At 68.2% G+C, this 16,488-nt stretch carries 19 protein-coding genes and 1 CRISPR repeat array (1 of these 20 only partly in view); of the genes, 12 read left to right on the top strand and 7 right to left on the bottom strand.

Annotation, left to right across the window (positions count from 1 at the left end):
* Positions 1–417: a CRISPR direct-repeat array (repeat unit 29 nt; unit sequence CTGCTCCCCGCACCCGCGGGGATGGTCCC) (it extends 954 nt beyond the left edge of the window).
* Positions 418–1,160: 743 nt separating this feature from the next.
* From ABZ478_RS32765 to ABZ478_RS32750, 4 genes are all read right to left on the bottom strand, one after another.
* The gene (locus ABZ478_RS32765; protein WP_359555178.1) at positions 1,161–1,715 is read right to left on the bottom strand and encodes a helix-turn-helix transcriptional regulator; all 555 of its coding nucleotides are present in this window, start codon (positions 1,713–1,715) and stop codon (positions 1,161–1,163) included.
* Between the two features lie 130 nt (positions 1,716–1,845).
* On the bottom strand, positions 1,846–2,886 hold the full coding sequence (locus ABZ478_RS32760; protein WP_359555176.1) for a hypothetical protein: 1,041 nt from the start codon (positions 2,884–2,886) through the stop codon (positions 1,846–1,848).
* A gap of 8 nt (positions 2,887–2,894) precedes the next feature.
* Positions 2,895–3,038, bottom strand: a complete 144-nt coding sequence (locus ABZ478_RS32755) for a hypothetical protein (protein WP_359555174.1) — start codon at positions 3,036–3,038, stop codon at positions 2,895–2,897.
* Positions 3,039–3,316: 278 nt separating this feature from the next.
* Entirely contained in the window at positions 3,317–3,595 is a 279-nt protein-coding gene (locus ABZ478_RS32750) for a helix-turn-helix domain-containing protein (RefSeq protein ID WP_359555173.1), read from the bottom strand.
* A 157-nt stretch (positions 3,596–3,752) separates the two neighbouring features.
* On the opposite strand from ABZ478_RS32750, the gene ABZ478_RS32745 reads away from it, so the two are divergent.
* Together ABZ478_RS32745 and ABZ478_RS32740 are read left to right on the top strand one after the other, a co-directional pair.
* On the top strand, positions 3,753–4,397 hold the full coding sequence (locus ABZ478_RS32745) for an HAD family hydrolase (RefSeq protein ID WP_359555170.1): 645 nt from the start codon (positions 3,753–3,755) through the stop codon (positions 4,395–4,397).
* 4 nt (positions 4,398–4,401) lie between these two features.
* Positions 4,402–5,241 carry a DUF1932 domain-containing protein gene (locus ABZ478_RS32740; protein ID WP_359555167.1) on the top strand — a complete coding sequence of 280 codons (840 nt, stop codon included), beginning with the start codon at positions 4,402–4,404 and terminating at the stop codon, positions 5,239–5,241.
* 7 nt (positions 5,242–5,248) lie between these two features.
* Here ABZ478_RS32740 and ABZ478_RS32735 read toward each other — a convergent pair whose 3' ends face one another.
* The 3 genes from ABZ478_RS32735 to ABZ478_RS32725 all read right to left on the bottom strand — a co-directional run bounded on the left by ABZ478_RS32735 (position 5,249) and on the right by ABZ478_RS32725 (position 7,812).
* Entirely contained in the window at positions 5,249–5,815 is a 567-nt protein-coding gene (locus tag ABZ478_RS32735) for a guanylate kinase (protein WP_359555165.1), read from the bottom strand.
* Positions 5,812–6,849, bottom strand: a complete 1,038-nt coding sequence (locus tag ABZ478_RS32730) for an AAA family ATPase (protein ID WP_359555162.1) — start codon at positions 6,847–6,849, stop codon at positions 5,812–5,814. Before ABZ478_RS32730 ends, ABZ478_RS32735 begins: the two co-directional genes overlap by 4 nt.
* A 165-nt stretch (positions 6,850–7,014) precedes the next feature.
* Positions 7,015–7,812, bottom strand: a complete 798-nt coding sequence (locus ABZ478_RS32725; protein ID WP_359555160.1) for a GntR family transcriptional regulator — start codon at positions 7,810–7,812, stop codon at positions 7,015–7,017.
* A 397-nt stretch (positions 7,813–8,209) separates the two neighbouring features.
* Here ABZ478_RS32725 and ABZ478_RS32720 point away from each other — a divergent pair, with 397 nt between their 5' ends.
* The 10 genes from ABZ478_RS32720 (at position 8,210) to ABZ478_RS32675 (ending at position 16,418) form a co-directional block, all read left to right on the top strand.
* Entirely contained in the window at positions 8,210–8,812 is a 603-nt protein-coding gene (locus ABZ478_RS32720) for a hypothetical protein (protein WP_359555157.1), read from the top strand.
* 236 nt (positions 8,813–9,048) lie between these two features.
* Complete coding sequence (locus tag ABZ478_RS32715; protein ID WP_359555156.1) at positions 9,049–9,342, top strand: hypothetical protein; 294 nt, start codon at positions 9,049–9,051, stop codon at positions 9,340–9,342.
* 183 nt (positions 9,343–9,525) lie between these two features.
* Entirely contained in the window at positions 9,526–9,951 is a 426-nt protein-coding gene (locus ABZ478_RS32710; protein WP_359555155.1) for a hypothetical protein, read from the top strand.
* A gap of 205 nt (positions 9,952–10,156) precedes the next feature.
* Complete coding sequence (locus ABZ478_RS32705) at positions 10,157–10,336, top strand: hypothetical protein (RefSeq protein ID WP_359555152.1); 180 nt, start codon at positions 10,157–10,159, stop codon at positions 10,334–10,336.
* 13 nt (positions 10,337–10,349) lie between these two features.
* On the top strand, positions 10,350–10,616 hold the full coding sequence (locus ABZ478_RS32700) for a hypothetical protein (RefSeq protein ID WP_359555149.1): 267 nt from the start codon (positions 10,350–10,352) through the stop codon (positions 10,614–10,616).
* A gap of 46 nt (positions 10,617–10,662) precedes the next feature.
* Positions 10,663–11,805, top strand: a complete 1,143-nt coding sequence (locus ABZ478_RS32695) for a hypothetical protein (protein ID WP_359555146.1) — start codon at positions 10,663–10,665, stop codon at positions 11,803–11,805.
* 262 nt (positions 11,806–12,067) lie between these two features.
* Positions 12,068–13,675 carry an FtsK/SpoIIIE domain-containing protein gene (locus ABZ478_RS32690; protein WP_359555143.1) on the top strand — a complete coding sequence of 536 codons (1,608 nt, stop codon included), beginning with the start codon at positions 12,068–12,070 and terminating at the stop codon, positions 13,673–13,675.
* Between the two features lie 190 nt (positions 13,676–13,865).
* Positions 13,866–14,864, top strand: a complete 999-nt coding sequence (locus ABZ478_RS32685; RefSeq protein WP_359555141.1) for a bifunctional lytic transglycosylase/C40 family peptidase — start codon at positions 13,866–13,868, stop codon at positions 14,862–14,864.
* A 3-nt stretch (positions 14,865–14,867) separates the two neighbouring features.
* Positions 14,868–15,143 (top strand): hypothetical protein, encoded by a 276-nt coding sequence (locus tag ABZ478_RS32680; RefSeq protein ID WP_281295922.1) that lies wholly within the window; start codon positions 14,868–14,870, stop codon positions 15,141–15,143.
* Between the two features lie 6 nt (positions 15,144–15,149).
* Entirely contained in the window at positions 15,150–16,418 is a 1,269-nt protein-coding gene (locus ABZ478_RS32675; RefSeq protein WP_359555138.1) for a hypothetical protein, read from the top strand.
* Positions 16,419–16,488 lie beyond the last annotated feature (70 nt).

The raw sequence follows: 16,488 nt of genomic DNA, 5'->3' as shown, positions 1-16,488 counted from the left end.
TGTAGCCGCGCGCGGTCTTGCCCTGCTCCCCGCGCACGCGGGGATGGTCCCAACAAGCCGGGCGACTGGGACAAGACCTAGAACTGCTCCCCGCGGACGCGGGGATGGTCCCTGGGCCGGCGCCCTCAACTGGCCCAGCGCCACCTGCTCCCCGCGCACGCGAGGATGGTCCCAACGCGGGCGGCGGCTACAAGCCAGAGTCGAGCTGCTCCCTGCGCACGCGGGGATGGTCCCGTCTGGACGGGCTACGCGGCCCTGCTGGTCATCTGCTCCCCGCGCACGCGGGGATGGTCCGTCCTGGATGGCCCGATGCCGCTTCTCGACGGCCTGCTCCCCGCACCCGCGGGGATGGTCCCGCCGATCCGAGCCTGGTCTCCTTCGTCGCGCCCTGCTCCCCGCACCCGCGGGGATGGTCCCTTCATGACCTCGTTCGCGGCCGGCGCCGAGTTCTGCTCCCCGCACGGTGCCGAGCACCTGGCCGACGTGTTCGGCGTCTCGGTCTGCTCCCCGCACCCGCGGGGATGGTCCCCAGGACGCGGCGCTGGTCCTCGACTACCCGTCCTGCTCCCCACACCCGCAGGGATGGTCCCGAGATCCACGCCGAGCCCTGCCAGGCGCCGAACCTTCTTTTGCTGGTCCAAGTGGGATGAGAGCAGGACAGTGACGGTTGCTCTTTGTGGTGTGCGGCTGGGTCTTCGCGCTGGCTAATGGGACTCCGTTGCCGGAGGTCAGTGCCGGTAGCCGGTGGCGAGGTGGGCGCCGCTCACCCACCCGTGCAGGCCGTTGTGGGGCCCGGAGACGACTCGGCCGAACGCCCACCACGTATCAGTCTGAAGGCGGCCCCAGCACTCTGCGTAGAAGTCGGTGTTCCTCGGCAGGACGGTGCGGGAGCGGTGGCGTGTGCCTCGGCCCTCGCGCAAATGTACGGCTGAGGCGGTGGTGTGCAGTTGCGCGGCCGCTGCCTGTGTGTTGCACGCGTGGGGCCGGGGTGCGGCCGCCGGCGCTGCCAGGGCCGGCGCAGTCGCAATGACGGCAAGGACGGCGGTCGCGCCGGCTGCCACGCTGATCAGTCGTGGGATCATGCCCGGTCAACTCCTGGGAGGGACGGCCGGGTAACGCAGTGGCATAGAAGATCACCCGCATGCGAATGCGTGCCTGCTTCACAGGTCGAAGTCGAGCTGCTCGACGTCGGTGAACTCCACTTCCAGGCCGTGGGCGCGGCGGCCGCCGTCACGGAAGTAGGTCTCGCCGAGTCCTTCTGCGGTGATGGCGCGCAGCTGGTTTTCGGTGGCGCCGGCGGCCCGGGCGTCGAAGAGGCGGGCGGCGTAGGCGGGTGGGAGGGCGAGGGTGAGGTGTCGGATGCGGGCGTCGTCGGTGGTGCCCGGAGCGGCGGTGAATCCGAACCGGGCGCGGGTATCGATGATGATGCCGGTGGTGGCCGCGGCTTGTCGGCGGGCCTGTTCGCGGATGCGGGGCTGCCAGCGGGCGCGGACGGCGTCCGCCAGGCGCTGGGCTAGATCGGGGCGGGGCCGGCGGATCTGGTCCTTCACGTAGCGCTCCACGGTGCGCTGGGACACACCGAGTAGCTCCGCTACCGGGCGGGTGCCCTTGAGCTGGCGGACCAGGTAGCGCATCTGCACGGGCGCGGATTTCGGGATCGAGCGGGTGAACGCCTTCTGGGTGGCGCGGTCCAGGCTGTCGGAGATCAGACCCATCGCGAAGAATTCCTTTCAAGATCGGTTGTGCGCCCCCCTGACGGTCGATCACGGTGCCCGCTGAGGGGAATTGACACCGAAGGGGGTGATCGGCCGCGAGGAGGCGCTCAGGGCGCCTTCGTGGTGGCTTTCACGCGGCCGGGGAGATGACTCGGTCAGGATGGCAACGTGGGCACTTCTCGCCACCGCCCATCTCACCGAGGGTCCGGAACCGCGGGTTGAGGCGTGCGGCCGGGTTGTCCTCACCGCACTCACCGCACCACTCCGGCGGGCCGGCCCGGCGGGAGCCGACCCTCCCACCCTGCCCCTGGATCGGAGCGGTGGACCGTTCTGCATGCTGGACAAGGTCGGACCAGCCGCGCGCCGCCAGCTCTTCTGCTCGGTCGCACAGCCACGTCTCCGGCAGTCCCTGCCCGAGCAGCTCCACCGCCTGGCGCTCCAGCTTGGCCCTGGTGCCCTTCAGCACCGGCCGCCCGAGGGCGGCCGCGTACGCGGCCACGATCCGGCCCCCCGCTGCTGTGCTTGGGTTTGAACCCTCGCGCTGCTGCGGCAGCCCAGCCCCGGAGTCGTTCTCGCCCTCGGGCGAAGCCACCCTCTCCCTCTCTCCGTCCGGTGCTGTGCTCTCTGAGGCGTCAACACCTCTCGCGACGCCCGCGCCCGGAGGGAGAGAAGAGGGGGAGGAAGAAGGAAGGAGAAGGGGGGCAGATTTCGCCGCCCCTGCCCCTGCGAGATCTGCCGGGGAGCGTGCGAGATCTGCCGAGGGGGGTGCGAGATCTGCCGGGGGGTCTGACGGAGGGGCGGCAAATTTCGCCGGGGGGTTTGAGCTGGGCTTTTCCTCGGGTGTCTCGCTGAAGGTGAGCTCCTCCACGAGGGACGGCCCGTAGTCTCGGCGCGCGCGCTTCATGCTGGCCAGCAAATCCAGGTTGATCCGGAACAGGTTGGCGAGCTGCGCCCCATTTTTCGGGCTGAACCGTTGCCCCGCCTTGAGCAGCCGGCGCTTCTCCAGCCGGGCACGCTGGTCCCGCGCGGACCTGAGAGACATGTGCGCCTCGTCCGCCAGCTGCTGCATGTGCGCGATGACGTAACCCCGGTCGTCGGTGTGATTGGCGCACGCCATCAAGAACGCGCCCTCCCCCACGCTCAGCCCTTCCGCCTGGAACACCAGGTTCATATGCTGAATCACAGTGCCACCCCCCAGGCGGGGCGGACGTAGGAGATGGCGTCGGCCGCGGGGGCGTGGCCGACGGTCGCGCAGATGGCCATGGCGTGTCCGCGAACGCGGATACCCCCCGGCGCCTTCGCCGAGAGAGTCTGGTGGCGCATAGGGATGTATCTCCCCAGGTAGGGGAGCCGCGACCAGCAAATGTGACCTATGTGGACCCCGGAGTAGTGGCGTTGCGCAATCTTCTGCGCATACTCTGGGTACAGGTGACCACGCGGGCTCTTGGGCCCACGGGCATCACCCGGCAGACGAGGTCACCTCGCTGCTCACGACTCAAAGCTTTCTCAGGGCTGGTGAGTCGATTCGCTAGGAAGCGGTCCTGTTGTGGCGACAGGGCCGCTTCGGCGTTTCCTAGGGGGGCCAGTCGAAGCCGTTCACCTCAGCCTGCTTTCGCAAGGCCGGATCCGAGGGCGGCCTCGGGGTGCTTGTCGGCCCACCCCTTCAGCAGGCGGAGGTATGCGTCACGATGCCGCCGACGAGGCATGGACTGACCGTTTTCCCAGCGTAGAAACGCCATCCGGTGTACGCCGAAGGCCCGAGCGACCTCTTCCTGAGTGAGTCCAGATGCCTTGCGGAGCCTGGCCCGCACCTCAGGAGAAGGAAGGACATCAGCAGGCCGACTGAGCAGCGCGTCCACGGCCTCGTTCAGATCATTCATCACTCCCCCTTCCTGGTGATCTCAAACTGTACATAGAAAGCAGCTCCCTACAGAGCATTTGATGGCATCTCAGCTACGTGTCGCTCGGCAGGGCAGTCTGTAGGGGTGGTGCGTTGTCAGCATCTGCGCAGCTAGAGCCAGAGGTAGGGTCGCCCACATGACCCTCGCCCTGCTCGACCTGGATGGCACACTGGTCGATCGTCAGTCGGCGCTCGACGACGCTGTGAGCCGTCTGTGCCGTTCCCACGCTCTCCCTCAGGACGCCGAACTCTGGCTGCGAACTGAGCTGGCTGAACGAGCGACTGCCGGCGACTTCGCTCGGCTGCGTGGAGCCTTCGGCCTGGAGGTGTCGGCCGCGAACTTGTGGCAGGAGTACGTCGATCTCATGTCGTCTGCCGTCACATGCCGTCCCGTGGTCCTCGAGGGCCTGGCCCGTCTGCGGGCGGCCGCTTGGACAATCGGCGTCATCACCAACGGTGCCGGCGACATTCAGCGCGCCAAGCTTACGAAGACCGGACTCGCCACCGTGGTCGACGGCGTCGCCGTCTCCGGTGACCTGGATATCCGCAAGCCGGATCCGCGCCTCTTCGAACTCGCGGCCTCGCGTTGCGGCGTAGACCTCGCGGACGGTGGCTGGATGGTCGGCGACAACCCGGCTGGAGACATCGGTGGCGGTCACCAAGTTGGCCTGCGCACCATCTGGCTGCGTGGCCGACTGTGGCCTGACGGACTTCCCGCCGCGCATCATGTCGTCGACGACGTCACCGACGCCATCACCATCCTGCTGAACGAGACGGAGTAGCACCGTGGACCAGCCGACCGTCGGCATTCTCCATCCCGGCAGCATGGGGGCCGCCGTCGCGGCCTGCGCCACGGCCAACGCGGCCGCGGTCCTGTGGTGCGAAGCCGGTCGTAGCACGGCCTCCACGGCGCGCGCCGCCCGGTTCGGCTTGACGCCCGTGCCCACGCTGCCCGAACTGCTGGACCACAGCGACATCGTCATCAGTCTTTGCCCGCCGGCCGCCGCCGAGGGCTTGGCCCACGACGTTTCCGAGCGCCGTTTCTCTGGAGTGTACGTAGAGGCGAATGCCATCAACCCCGAGCGAGCGCAGCGGATCGCCGCGCTGCTCGAACCAGACGCGACCGTCGTCGACGGGGGCATCGTGGGATCACCACCAGTCGGCGGTAAGACGCCGACCCTGCACCTGTCCGGCGGGAACGACGCGACCTCGCGCATCGAGGCGCTGTTCGCGGGCACTGCCGTCCAGACGGCAGTGCTGGGTGTCGAGGTGGGGAAGGCGTCCGCCCTAAAACTGTCGTACGCCTCGTTCCAGAAGACGAGCCGGGTGCTGGTAGCGCTCGCGGTCGGCATGGCACGTGAGCATGGCGTCGACCAGGAGCTCATCGAGGTGGCCTCCCGGCGCACCGACTCATACCTGTCCGAGCCGCAGTACGTCGCGAAAACCGCGGCGCGCGCCTGGCGCTGGGGCCCGGAGCTGGAAGAAGCCGCCGATACCCTCGAGGCCGCCGGCCTCCCGCCGGAGATGCTGCGCGCGGCCGCATCCACGCTGGCACGGTGGCAAGACGCCAAGGATGACGGCGAGCTCACGCTCACTGATGCCCTAGACCGACTCGCCCAGCCGTAGCCCGCGCTCATGTCGGCGCCGCTCCCGGCTGCGCGAGCAACTGGTCGATGAGCCGCGCCACCTCCTCCGGCGACGATGCTGTGGTGTCTACCGTCAGGTCCCAGACCATGCCTGGATGAGCGTCCAGGTCCTCCTGGGTCGCGTCCCACGCCGCCATCCGCGCCGTTGTGTCGCTGTCGCCCCGGCCTGCGGACCGCTCCGCGGTAGCCTCGCGCGGACACCACAGCAGCACCACCGCCCAGTCCGCCGGGTAGCCGTCGAGCAGGGCCCGGATGCCATCGACCTGCCCGAGATGCACCACCGGTACCCCGGCCATAAACGCTGCGTCCAGGCCGGGCGCGTCGATGACATATACGTTGCCGTACCGGCTGTTTGCGTAGACGACCTCGCCCGCGGCCTCCAGGTTGCGCAGCTGCTCCGCCGTGCCCATCCGGTAGCCGAGCGACTTGCCCGAGCCGACCTTGAGCCGCGCAAACTGGCGGCACTGCGGGCGCAGCTCGGTGAGCGCTGTGGTGACGGTGTCCTTGCCCGCCGCCGGCGGGCCGTAGAGGATCACGCCCTGGCCTCCCTTCATGCGTACGTCGCACCCATGGCCTGCCGGGCCTGGTCCGCAAGCGTCACCGCGGTCCCCAGCCGGTTGTCGACGACCAGATGCGGCACCGCAGGCCGCAGGTCCAGATCGATCGTGGCCATGTACTCGTCCCAACGCTGGAGCTTCCACGCGTCGCGGGCTGCGGACCGGAAGGTGATGTACTCGCGCATCGACTCCTCATCGCACCGCACCCACACCGGGAAGACGTCGACGCCCATGGAGGCGGCCCGGTTCGACAGACGTTGCATCCACTCCGGGTCGGTCATCTCCGCGATGAACGGCGCCGAGAGCACGGTGCTGATCCCGCACCTGATGTTGGCCATGGCCGACTGCATGAGGCAGTCGTACTCCACAGACCGAACACGTTCCCGATAGAGCTCCGTGTGCCGGTCGTTCGGGTCGCCGCCCAACGCCACCAGGAGACGCTCCACGAGCGGCCGCGTCAGCGGGTCCTTATCGAGCAGCGGCCAGCCCGTGAGCTGAACGAAGAAGCGCGCGAGCTCCGTCTTCCCGGAACCGGCGAACCCGCCCACTAGGATCAGGACCGGACGGTGTGGGTCACCGCCAGTATGCCGTCGCTTCCACGCGTCGATGATCCGCTGCTGCAGAGCGAAGTGCCCAGCGTCCTCGGTGCCCGGCGAAATGCGGTGGATCGCGCGTTCAACTGCCAAGACGTGTGCGCCATTAAGGCGGTCGTCCATCGGCGTCAGCTTGAAGGACGTCTCCTCCCCCGGCAGAGCGGCACGGAAGCCGAGGTCGGGTTCGGTCGCGCGGTAGAGGAGGCAGTAGGCGCGCCGGTAGTGCGGGCCCGGGTACACCTCGCCCTGCTCGTGCTGCCACAAAGTCTGCGGGTTCGCAGCTGGGATGCCCTTGAGCTTGGCTCTTTCAGCAACTTCCCGAATACGCTCGCCCGCCTTCTCCAGGGTCAGGCCGTGAGCCTCGCGCTGCTCACGCAGCCGGTCTGGCCTCCACCCAACTCGCTGCTTCACCACCCTTTGCCCCTCCGTCATCGTCATGGCCGCGAGCCTAGGGCTCGAGCTGCAAATCGCATGTGTACGCGGATGTTGAAAACCCATGAATGGCGATGCGTACGAGCTTCGACAAGCCCCTGTGATGGTTCACCGCGTCCGGTCCGGGTGTGATGGGCCTCACCAGATCAGCAACCCGGACGTGAGGTGCAGTCAGTGGTCGTCACCGTTGTCTCCGTCTCCGTCGTCATCAGTGAGTCGAGCACTTGTGTGGCGTCGGATGGAGTAGCCGATCTCAAACTCTTCGGCGCTCATCCTGGTGTCGTTCAGTTCGACGACGTCGCCGTTGGGGGAGGTCGTGACCCGCACGATGCGCAGGAGTGGAACACCGACGTCGGCTGGAAGACTCAGCGCCTCCGCCTCTTCGGGCGAGGGCATGCGGGCAGAAACGCCTTCGCTCCAGCGGAGCGGGCGGTGGCCCATCTCTTCCAGGCGGTCATAGATGCCTCCCGGGCCGGTGTCGGCTTTCGCAAGTCGAGTTCCTCGAGCGAGGTCGGCTGGCAGGTAGCTGGTGGCAAGCTGCTTCGGAATCCCGGTGTCGGGATCGCCCATCACGCCGTCACGAACGAGAACTTCGGATCCGGTGGCGAGCCCCATGAGGGCAGCGAGGTCGACCGGCACGACGCCCCATCGCAGGGTGGGAGGCTCCAGGGCGACCCACGGGTGGGCGGTGGGGTCGAAGTAGTAGCCGGTCTCGTCGCGGAAGACCTGACGGGACCGTGTGATGCGCCGCTTCTTGGGGCGCTCCCGCACTATGGTCCCCCTGCGGCGCACTGCGACGACCAGTCCCTCCTGTTCCAGGAGCGAGATGGCGCTTCGCACGGTCTGGTAGCCAGCGCCATATTGGGCTTGGAGCTCGGTAAGCATCGGCAGCTTGTCGCCCGATACGTATCGCCCCTCGCCGATCTGCTGTCGCAGGTCGGCGGCGATGTCGCGATACGAGACGGCCATCGAAGCCACCTTTCAGAGTGCTGGGTGGATCTGATTCTAGGGCTAGCTCTATCAGTGGGCGACGCGCCGAATACAACTGCTCGCGCCACATAGAGCTATCGCTATTGACTTAGCAGCCCTGCATGGTCTCTACTAGGCGATAGCGATAGCTCTAATGCTCCGTTGAGTAGGGGTTACGCGCCTACGACTCCACCGCAGTAGTCGTTCGCCCTTCGGGGTGGCCGGGGTTGAGAGCTTCATCGAACTCCCCTGGAGCCTGACGGCCGCGACGACTGTGTGCACGCTGCAGCGCTGTGCGCTGTCTGTCCTCCGGGACGCCGGCCTTGTGCTGAGCGGCCCGGAGGGCAGAGAGAGCATCGCGACGCGCTCCCTGCCACTCCGTCCTTGAGGAGTCCAGATGCCTGCTTCGCCCCCTGAGCGCACCGCCCGCCACCGCCGGAGCCGGACCCGCTCCCGAAACATCAGCGGCCGACCGGCGCTTGCCATTTCCACACTCAAGCCCCACCAGTACGACCTGCGTCCGATCTGCGCGTCACTGATCTGTCCTGACTGCACGACGTGGGTGCCGATCACTGGCATTCAGGCCAAGAGACAGAAGCTGGTCCCGCACGACACGGGGCGTGCGGGGAAGGACGCGGCCGGCCGCTGCCAGGGCAGTAACCGTCTGGTCACCGTGGACATCGAGTTCGAGAAGTGGCGGGAGCGCCTCGAAGACGGCAACGCCGAGACCACCGGCCGTCGCCGAACCGCCGTGCGGCGGAAGCCTGAGGTGCACCCTGCCCCGGCCGTCAGCCAGATCGCCGCGCAGAAGCAGACGGCGAATGACAAGACCGGCGATGGTCGTCCCCTGTGGCTGCTGCGCGAGGTGAGGTGGGCATCGACCGAGTCGGCGGTCCGCGAGACCGACGCCTGCCGCGCACAAGTGCCCGACCATGACGCGCCGCTGGGCGCGCCGCCGGTGCCGCTCAAAACACTGCACCCCAAGCGCCCCGTGCCCTGATCCACCGCGCGAGGGCGGCTGTGGCCGTCCTCCTTGCCCCGGCATCGCCACCTCTGCCGGGTTCCCAGCAGCCCTGCGCTGCCCACCGCCCACCACGCCACGCAGGGCTCGGTGGCCGGTGGAGTGCGCAGGACGCACTGCCCCGCTGCTGTGCGGGGCCAGAACACGACGAACCCCTCAGGGATGCAGCCCTGAGGGGTTCTTGTCGCAGGTCGAGATCCGGGAGGACGACCCACATGCACAGCATCGCATTCCACCAGACCTGTCTGAGCGGCCGAGACGAGATCGGCCCCCGCCGCCCTGGCGCGATCTACCAGAACAGTGACGGCCGGTTCGAGGTCCTGGCGCTCGTTACGAACCCGGCTGACGCCGCGCAGCTGCTGCGCCGGACCGCCGCTCGGTGGGCGGTCATCGTCCGCGACACCCTTCGTCCCGACGGCCAGCCCTTCGCCGTCGGCACGGTGTGGACGGACAGCGACTACCTGATCCGCCCCGCCCCCGATACGAGCGTCTACGCGCCAGCGGCCTGACCGCCCGCCACGGTCCCTCTCCCACCCCGCAGAGCGCGTAAGGGGGATGGGAGACGGGCCGTGGCTGGCCGTCCGGCCAGTCACAGGCGACAGCCCCGGCGACTTGAGACCCCCGGGGCTGTCCGGTCACAGGAAAGAGGACTTCCCTTGACCACTGCGATCATGACACGTCCCGTGGCCCACATGACAGGAGCCGCGGTCAATCCCGAGTACGCGTGTGACCGGTGCGGTGGCTGGCACTCCGGTGCCTGCACCGCCGCCGCGCACCACCAGCTCGGTGACCTCCTGGCACGCATGGTGCGCGAGGCCGACGCCCGGATCCCGGTCGGCCGGCGGGCGCGCCGCACCTTGCAGGAGATGATGCCCGGCTTCCAGCGGCAGCCGGTGCTCACCACGCACCGCCCGGCTATGGCCGACGACGCTTGCCCTGTGTGTGGCTACTGGCGGTGCCGCTGCAGCGAGGCCGGTGCTCACACGCCTGCGCCGGACGATGCCGCCCAGGATCCGGCCCCGGCCCCCGCCCCCGTGTCCAACGGTGGTGGTCAGTGCTCGGTGTGTGGCGGCTGGTTCGAGGGCTGGTCCGGCGGCGTCTGCAGCGCGTGCAGCTGACCCACCTGCCGCACCTCATACATGCGGCCTGGGCAGCGCAGCACCGCGCTGCCCGGGCCGCGACCGACGCCGGACCGACTCGCTCGCTTTCCCATCTGCTGCTCACGGCCGCCGCTATGGCAGCCGCGGCGGCGAGGGACGCCCGGGCATCGCGTCACCGGCCTCCACCTCATCCGCCGGCATCACCACGAAAGACAGGCGTCCCTTGCCTGACGATCTTTACCAGCGCTACCAGGCCTCGCACCGCGCCCAGCAGGCGCACACCACTTCCTGCACCAGCTGCACCGACGCCTCCCGCTGCCCTGAGGGCGGTCGCCTTTGGGCGTCGTTCACGCGGCTGCAGGACGCCTACCTCAATCGACTCAACCAGCGCCGTCGGCGCTGAAAGGCGATCACCGATGACCACATCACAGACGACCGGCACTACTGAGGCGCCCGGCACGGCCCAGGCGGCCGGCAGCGGCACGCATCACTTCGTCCTCACCCTGCAGGCCCCGGCCGGTAACGGGTTCCTGATGCACACCTTCACCGGCCCCATCACCCCGCCCGCGGGCTGGACGCGCGCCGAGTTCCTCGCCGAGCTGCGCGATCAGATCGCCGACAGCCACCCCGAATGCCAGGGCGCCCACATCGTCTTCTGGTCCCTGGAGCCCAACGCCCTGTGAACGGCTTCGGCTTCCGCCGACCCGAAACGCGAGAGGAAACAGAAGAGTGATCAAGAAGATCTGGCGGCGGCCCACGTCGCGCGGGATGGTGCTGGCGATCCTGGGGGTGGTCACCCTCGGGGCGGCCGTCCTGTCGATGGCCGTCAGCTATCAGATCCTGGAGCCGCCCTTCGGGAAGTGGGCGGTCCCGACCGTGGGCGCCCTGGACGCACTCTGGGTCGTCTTCCAGGCGACCGAGATCCTGTCCTGCAACAACCGCCGGCGCGCCGGGCGGGTGCGGTGGGCGGGACTGGCGCTCACGCTCGTCAACGCCGCGATCCCCACGGTCGACTTGGCCCTGAGGCTGAAGAGCACGGACACCGGGTTCGACCTGGCCGTGGTCATCGCTCCGATCGCCATCGTGGCGACCAAGGGCGCGTGGTGGATCGCCCTGCCGGCCCTCGGCCGGCGGGTGTCGGACAAGACCCGCCGCACCATCGCGACCAGGCGCCAGCAGGTCGCGGACCAGCTCGAGGAGATGGAGGCGGAAGCCGCCGACCGGATCGAGTTGCTGACCTTGGCGACAGATCTCAACGAGCGGGTCTCCGAGGCCGAGACGTCCTACCGCCTGTCGGTCCTCAGGACCCAGCAGACTATGACCGAGGACCTGCACGAGCAGGCCGAGACCACCGCCGCCACGATCGCCGAGAAGGTGCTGCCCGCCTCGGTCGCAGCTATCGCCCTGCCCGAACTCGGCACCTTCAAGCCTGGCGCGCCCGCCCTGCCCGGCACACCCATCGGCACGCCGCTGCCGGGCAGTGACGCCAACGGCACGCAGGTCAACGCCCTTCCGCACGCATCCGGCACGGCAACCGGCACACCCGCCGTCACGCCCACCGGCACACCGGCCCACCCAGCGGCACACACCGTCACGCTCACGGACCTCGCGGCCGTCGAGGGCGTGCCGGTCCCGCAGCCCGGCGAGCAACTGACCGACACGCAGATCGGCGTCGTGCTGCGCCACCTGCGCTACTCCGACGACCCGCCGCTGTCCTTCCGTCAGGCCCGCAGCTCCTACCGCGGCGCCGGCTACCAGGGCAGCGAGGAACGGATCCGCCACGCCTGGGCCGCGCTGCGGGCCAACGAAGGCCACGGCGAGATGACCGACACCGGCACCGATGACGAGGCGTCCGAGGACGCCGACATCTGACCCAGCCCTATCCGGCACCACCAGTGATGGCCAACCCGCACCCCCTGCGGGCTGGCCCTTGCTGCGACTGCCGGAAACCAAGCCAGTCGACCGGTTGCAGACCCGGTGAGTGACCTGGCGAGCGAACGAACGGTTCGCAGACCCAGAGAGCAGACCCGGCGCGCACCCCACCCCCCATCCCGCCACCCGCGTGCACGACCCCGTGCACCCATGCACGACCCGCAGAAGGAGAGGCGTGTCAGGAAAACAAGCAGGTGAGGACATGTACGCGCAGACCGCTGGCGCGATCGGCGTCCTCGCCACCGCCTTCGGCGTCCTCGCCGCCATCAAGGACAAACTCGGCCTCACCTGGCCCGCCACCGTCCTGCTCACCGCCGGAGCCCTGGTCGCGATCGGCTACGGCACCTGGAAGGCCAAAACGGCCGCCAAGCGCCTGTGGGCACGCCAACCGACGGCCGCCAAAGCCCAGACGAGCGCAGGGACACAGGCCGTCACCCAAGCCGTCCCACTGCCCGCGGACAGCACCCTGCCCCCGGCCGAAACCGCCCCAGCCCACCCGGAACTCACCGCGGCGCTCCGCACGGCCGGCGCCATCGGCAAGGACGAAGTCATCCGAGCCGACCAGGCCACGGTCAGCGACGTACAGACCGGCGCGCTGTACGACTTCCTAGTCCCCGAGGGGCGCACCTACGAGGACGTCGAGAAGCGCCTCGGCACCGTGGCGGGCATGTTCCAGGTCACCCGCCTGCACCTGACGATGGAGCGCAGCCGGGACAACGAGCGCCGGGTCAAGCTGCTCAAGCTGCACGAGCCGCCGTTCACCCGCCCCTTCCCCGCGCCCAGCTGGCAGGAGATCGCGGCGTTCGCCGGGGTCCCGCTCGGCCACGACGTCACCGGCCAGCTCGTCGGGGTGCCCACCTTCGACAAGGCCTCGCTCCTGGTCGCGGGCATGACGCAGATGGGCAAGACCACGCTGATCAACGGGCTCATCACCTGCCTGCTGATCGCGTACGGCGAGTTCGACCTGTATCTGCTCGACGGGAAATTCTGCGGGCTGACCAGGTTCGAACCGATCGCCACCCGCTATGAGTCGTCGGATGATCCGGCCGTTTTCTGGGACATGGTCCGGGAGCTGAACGACCTATCGGACCGCCGGTACGAGGAAATCAAGGAATCCCTCCGGAACCGGCAACCCGCACCGAAGTTCAAGCCGGTCATCTTCATCGTAGACGAGGCAGCCGACTTCTTCTCCTCCGGCGGAAACAGCGAAGATAAAGACCAGGCCAAGCAGATCGCGGAAGACACCCGGTCCCTTGTCTCCAAATCCCTGGAATCCGGGATCTCCACGGTCCTCATGACCCAGCGCCCGTCCACGAACGCCATTCCCGTCATGGTCCGCGACCAGTTCCTTTACCGCCTGTGCCTCTACGTGGCATCGGCGGGAACCGCCAAGGTCGCTCTCGGCGACACCTATTTCGAAACCGTCGCCCCGATCAACCCCGCACTCCTCGACCCCGACATCAAGGGACAGGGCGTCCTCTTCACCAAAGGGCGCTCCACCCTCATCCGAGGATTCCACTTCTCAGACAAATTCATCTGGGACGTGGTCGACGAAAAAGTCGACGCACACGTGGAGGCACTCCCGGAGGAAACGCCGCTCCGGCAGGCCATCGACCTGATGCGCAGCAAGGGACTGGACTTCATGTCCACACCGGACATGGCACCCGCCCTAGGAATTCTGGAAGACGATCCGGTAAAGCGCGGAAAGAAGCTCAACGAGCTTCTGGGCGGCCCCCCGGCGCACAAGACGTCACAGGGCCGCGGCTACCGCCTGGACGACCTGCTCGCCTTCGCGAAGTCCGACTCGTGACCGCCACGCACCACCGCCGGCGCACCGCCACAGCACCGCCGGCGACCGCCATGGCACCGCCACACCGGACCGACCCATGGCGGTGCCCTGGCGGTCCCCAACCGCCTCGAGGCGGTGCCATGACGGTCCCCCATGGCGGACCTGACCAGCGCAAACACCCAAAACACCAGGAAGAGAGGGAGGAGGCCCGTTGCGTGCCTCTGCAGCCGTCACCATCGGCGTAGGAGCGACCACGGCCGTCGTCTTAGCCGCACTCGTGCAGGGCGCCGCCGACAACCCGGTGTCCACGGCGCTCAGCCTGGCCGTCCCCACCCAGTACAGGTCGCTGATCCAGGACGCGGGAAACACCTGCCCCGAAATCAGCCCGAACCTGCTCGCCGCGCTCCTCACGCAAGAATCCGGATTCAATCCGAAAGCACGCTCCCCAGTCGGCGCGCAAGGCATCGCACAATTCATGCCGTCCACATGGGAGAAGCACGGCGTCGACGGAAACAACGACGGCAAACGAGACGTCTGGGACCCCGAAGACGCCATCCCCGCAGCCGCCGGATATCTGTGCGGCACAGCGAAAGACGTCCATGATGTTCCCGGTGACAAGCAGAGCAATATACTTGCCGCCTACAACGCCGGAAGTGGAGCCGTTCGCAAATACAAAGGCGTACCTCCCTACAAAGAGACACAAAACTACGTTCGGTCCATCCAGGCCCTCGCCAACAAACCAACCACCGGTCGCAGCAAAACCGCGACCACAGTGCAAGCCTCCACCGCCCTCAACGCAGCAACCAAAATGATCGGCACCCCCTACTCATGGGGCGGAGGAAACTCCAACGGCCCCAGCACAGGAACCTGCTGCTCTCCCAACGGCCGCTCCGGTCAATCCATCACCGGATTCGACTGCTCCGGCCTCACGCTCTACGCCTACGCACAGGCCGGCATCACCCTGCCCCGCACAGCAGCACAGCAATACACCGCATCAGAACCCGTAAAACCCGGAGAAGTACGCCCCGGCGATCTCGTGTTCTACGGCACCAGCCTCAGCAGCATTCACCACGTCGGCATCTACATCGGCGGCGGCTGGATTCTCAACGCCCCCCGCCCCGGCACCCAGGTCCGCTACGACCCCATGGACACCATGCCGGACCTCATCGCCGTCGCCCGCCCCACCGCCCACCACAGCCAGGAGATCTGACCCATGCCCCAGCTCACCACCCTCGCCAAGCCCGTCGACATGTCCGGCGGCTTCAAGGACTTCTTCGACACCATCGGCCTCACCGGCGGCGGCCTGGTCACCAAAGGCATCGCCGCCGTGATCGCCATCATCGCCGTCCGCATGCTGCTGCAATTGTCCAACGACCCCAAGGGCGCCCTGCAGAAGGGCTCCCTCGCAGTCGGCACCCTGTTCGTCGCCGTCATCCTCGCCCTCTACGGCGACACCCTCTTCTCCACCGTCACCGACGCCAAGGGCTGATCCGGTATGGCAGACAAAGACCCCTGCAACCTGATCAAAGGCCCAGGCCGCGCCTACTGCGAAGCGGACAACCCAGGAGGCGGCCCACCCGACAGCAGCGGGCTCGGAGGCGGCGGAGGCCTCACCCACGGAGCCTCCGACCACGTCAAAGACCTCGCCGAAAGCCTGATCAAGAAGGTCATCGAGCTTGTCGCGCCTGACAAGACGTGGGCGCCGGCCAAGGCCGACAGCTGGGTCTACCAGCAGTTCCTGTGGCTCGGCCAGCACTTAGCCGTGGCGATCTTCATCGGTGTCATCGTGGTGTGCGCCCTGACCGCATGGCAGGGCGCACCGCGGCTGAAGCAGATGGGCGCCTCCACAGGCTGGGCACTCGCGGCCGTGGCCGGGATGGCATCGGTACCGGGTGCAGTGATGCTGCTCAACAAGGCCGTCAGCGCAGCCTTTACCACCGCGTTCGCCAGCAACGAGTCCACCCTCTTCTCCGTGATCAGTGACGACTTGGAGAAGGGAGCAGACGCGGGCAACCCGTTGGCGCTACTGCTGATCGTCTCCGCGCTGGTAGTCGCCCTCGCATTCGCGGCGCTGGTCTTCATGACCCGCCAGATCGGCATCCTGGTGTTCGTGTGCATGGCGCCGCTCGTGCTGGCGTCCCTAGCACGCGGCGGCGACACCACAGCGGTCAAACAGTGGGCGATGCGGCTGCTGGGGCTGATGTTCGCCCCGTTCGCACTCCTGCTCGTCGCACCGTTCGTCGAGCTGGCCCATGGCTCGCTCGTCGTGGACGCCGTGCTGCTCGTTGCCGCGGACGCGCTGATGCTTCGAATGATCTTCCATGGAGTGCCCTACTTCGGGCCCAAGGTGGCCCGCGGCGCTCGGACGCTGGTGGAACGCAACACCACCAATCCCGTGGCGCGAGCCGTCGTACGGGCGGGAGCGCCGGACTTCTACGAGCAGGAGAACACCCCACACCTGCCGCGCACGGTGCCCACTCCTGGCCGGGCGATGTCGCAGGACCGTGGCGTGCTCTTCGCCGCCTACGGCGTCAAGCGGCCGCAGCGGCCGGGACGCCTGACCACCGAGTCCGCTGTCGACTCAGCCCGCCGGCAGGCAACGGAGGCCGCCGCCCGCACTGAGCGAATCAGGCAAGTACGCCAGCAGGCGCGTACCGCAGCCCAGCCCCGAACCGGCACCCCTCAGCCGCCCAATCCCAGACGCCAGGCCTCGAACCCCGGGCCGGCACCCGGCCGGTCTGGCCGGCCCGGCGACAACCTGTAGCAACCGACTGCTCTCCCACCCCGGTGCCCCCCCTCTCGCTGTACGGCAGCCAGGGGCGGACACCGGGGCC

This window comes from Streptomyces sp. NPDC005706 (assembly GCF_040631045.1).
Classification (GTDB): Bacteria; Actinomycetota; Actinomycetes; order Streptomycetales; family Streptomycetaceae; genus Streptomyces.
This window is presented reverse-complemented; position numbering and strand designations above follow the sequence as displayed.

Coding starts and splice junctions, on each gene's coding strand:
- ABZ478_RS32710 (WP_359555155.1), top strand. CDS start 9,526: ATGACAGGAGCCGCGGTCAATCCCGAGTACGCGTGTGACCGGTGCGGT.
- ABZ478_RS32700 (WP_359555149.1), top strand. CDS start 10,350: ATGACCACATCACAGACGACCGGCACTACTGAGGCGCCCGGCACGGCC.
- ABZ478_RS32730 (WP_359555162.1), bottom strand. CDS start 6,849: ATGACGATGACGGAGGGGCAAAGGGTGGTGAAGCAGCGAGTTGGGTGG.
- ABZ478_RS32750 (WP_359555173.1), bottom strand. CDS start 3,595: ATGAATGATCTGAACGAGGCCGTGGACGCGCTGCTCAGTCGGCCTGCT.
- ABZ478_RS32760 (WP_359555176.1), bottom strand. CDS start 2,886: ATGAACCTGGTGTTCCAGGCGGAAGGGCTGAGCGTGGGGGAGGGCGCG.
- ABZ478_RS32675 (WP_359555138.1), top strand. CDS start 15,150: ATGGCAGACAAAGACCCCTGCAACCTGATCAAAGGCCCAGGCCGCGCC.
- ABZ478_RS32690 (WP_359555143.1), top strand. CDS start 12,068: ATGTACGCGCAGACCGCTGGCGCGATCGGCGTCCTCGCCACCGCCTTC.
- ABZ478_RS32715 (WP_359555156.1), top strand. CDS start 9,049: ATGCACAGCATCGCATTCCACCAGACCTGTCTGAGCGGCCGAGACGAG.
- ABZ478_RS32755 (WP_359555174.1), bottom strand. CDS start 3,038: ATGCGCCACCAGACTCTCTCGGCGAAGGCGCCGGGGGGTATCCGCGTT.
- ABZ478_RS32720 (WP_359555157.1), top strand. CDS start 8,210: ATGCCTGCTTCGCCCCCTGAGCGCACCGCCCGCCACCGCCGGAGCCGG.
- ABZ478_RS32765 (WP_359555178.1), bottom strand. CDS start 1,715: ATGGGTCTGATCTCCGACAGCCTGGACCGCGCCACCCAGAAGGCGTTC.
- ABZ478_RS32680 (WP_281295922.1), top strand. CDS start 14,868: ATGCCCCAGCTCACCACCCTCGCCAAGCCCGTCGACATGTCCGGCGGC.
- ABZ478_RS32725 (WP_359555160.1), bottom strand. CDS start 7,812: ATGGCCGTCTCGTATCGCGACATCGCCGCCGACCTGCGACAGCAGATC.
- ABZ478_RS32745 (WP_359555170.1), top strand. CDS start 3,753: ATGACCCTCGCCCTGCTCGACCTGGATGGCACACTGGTCGATCGTCAG.
- ABZ478_RS32735 (WP_359555165.1), bottom strand. CDS start 5,815: ATGAAGGGAGGCCAGGGCGTGATCCTCTACGGCCCGCCGGCGGCGGGC.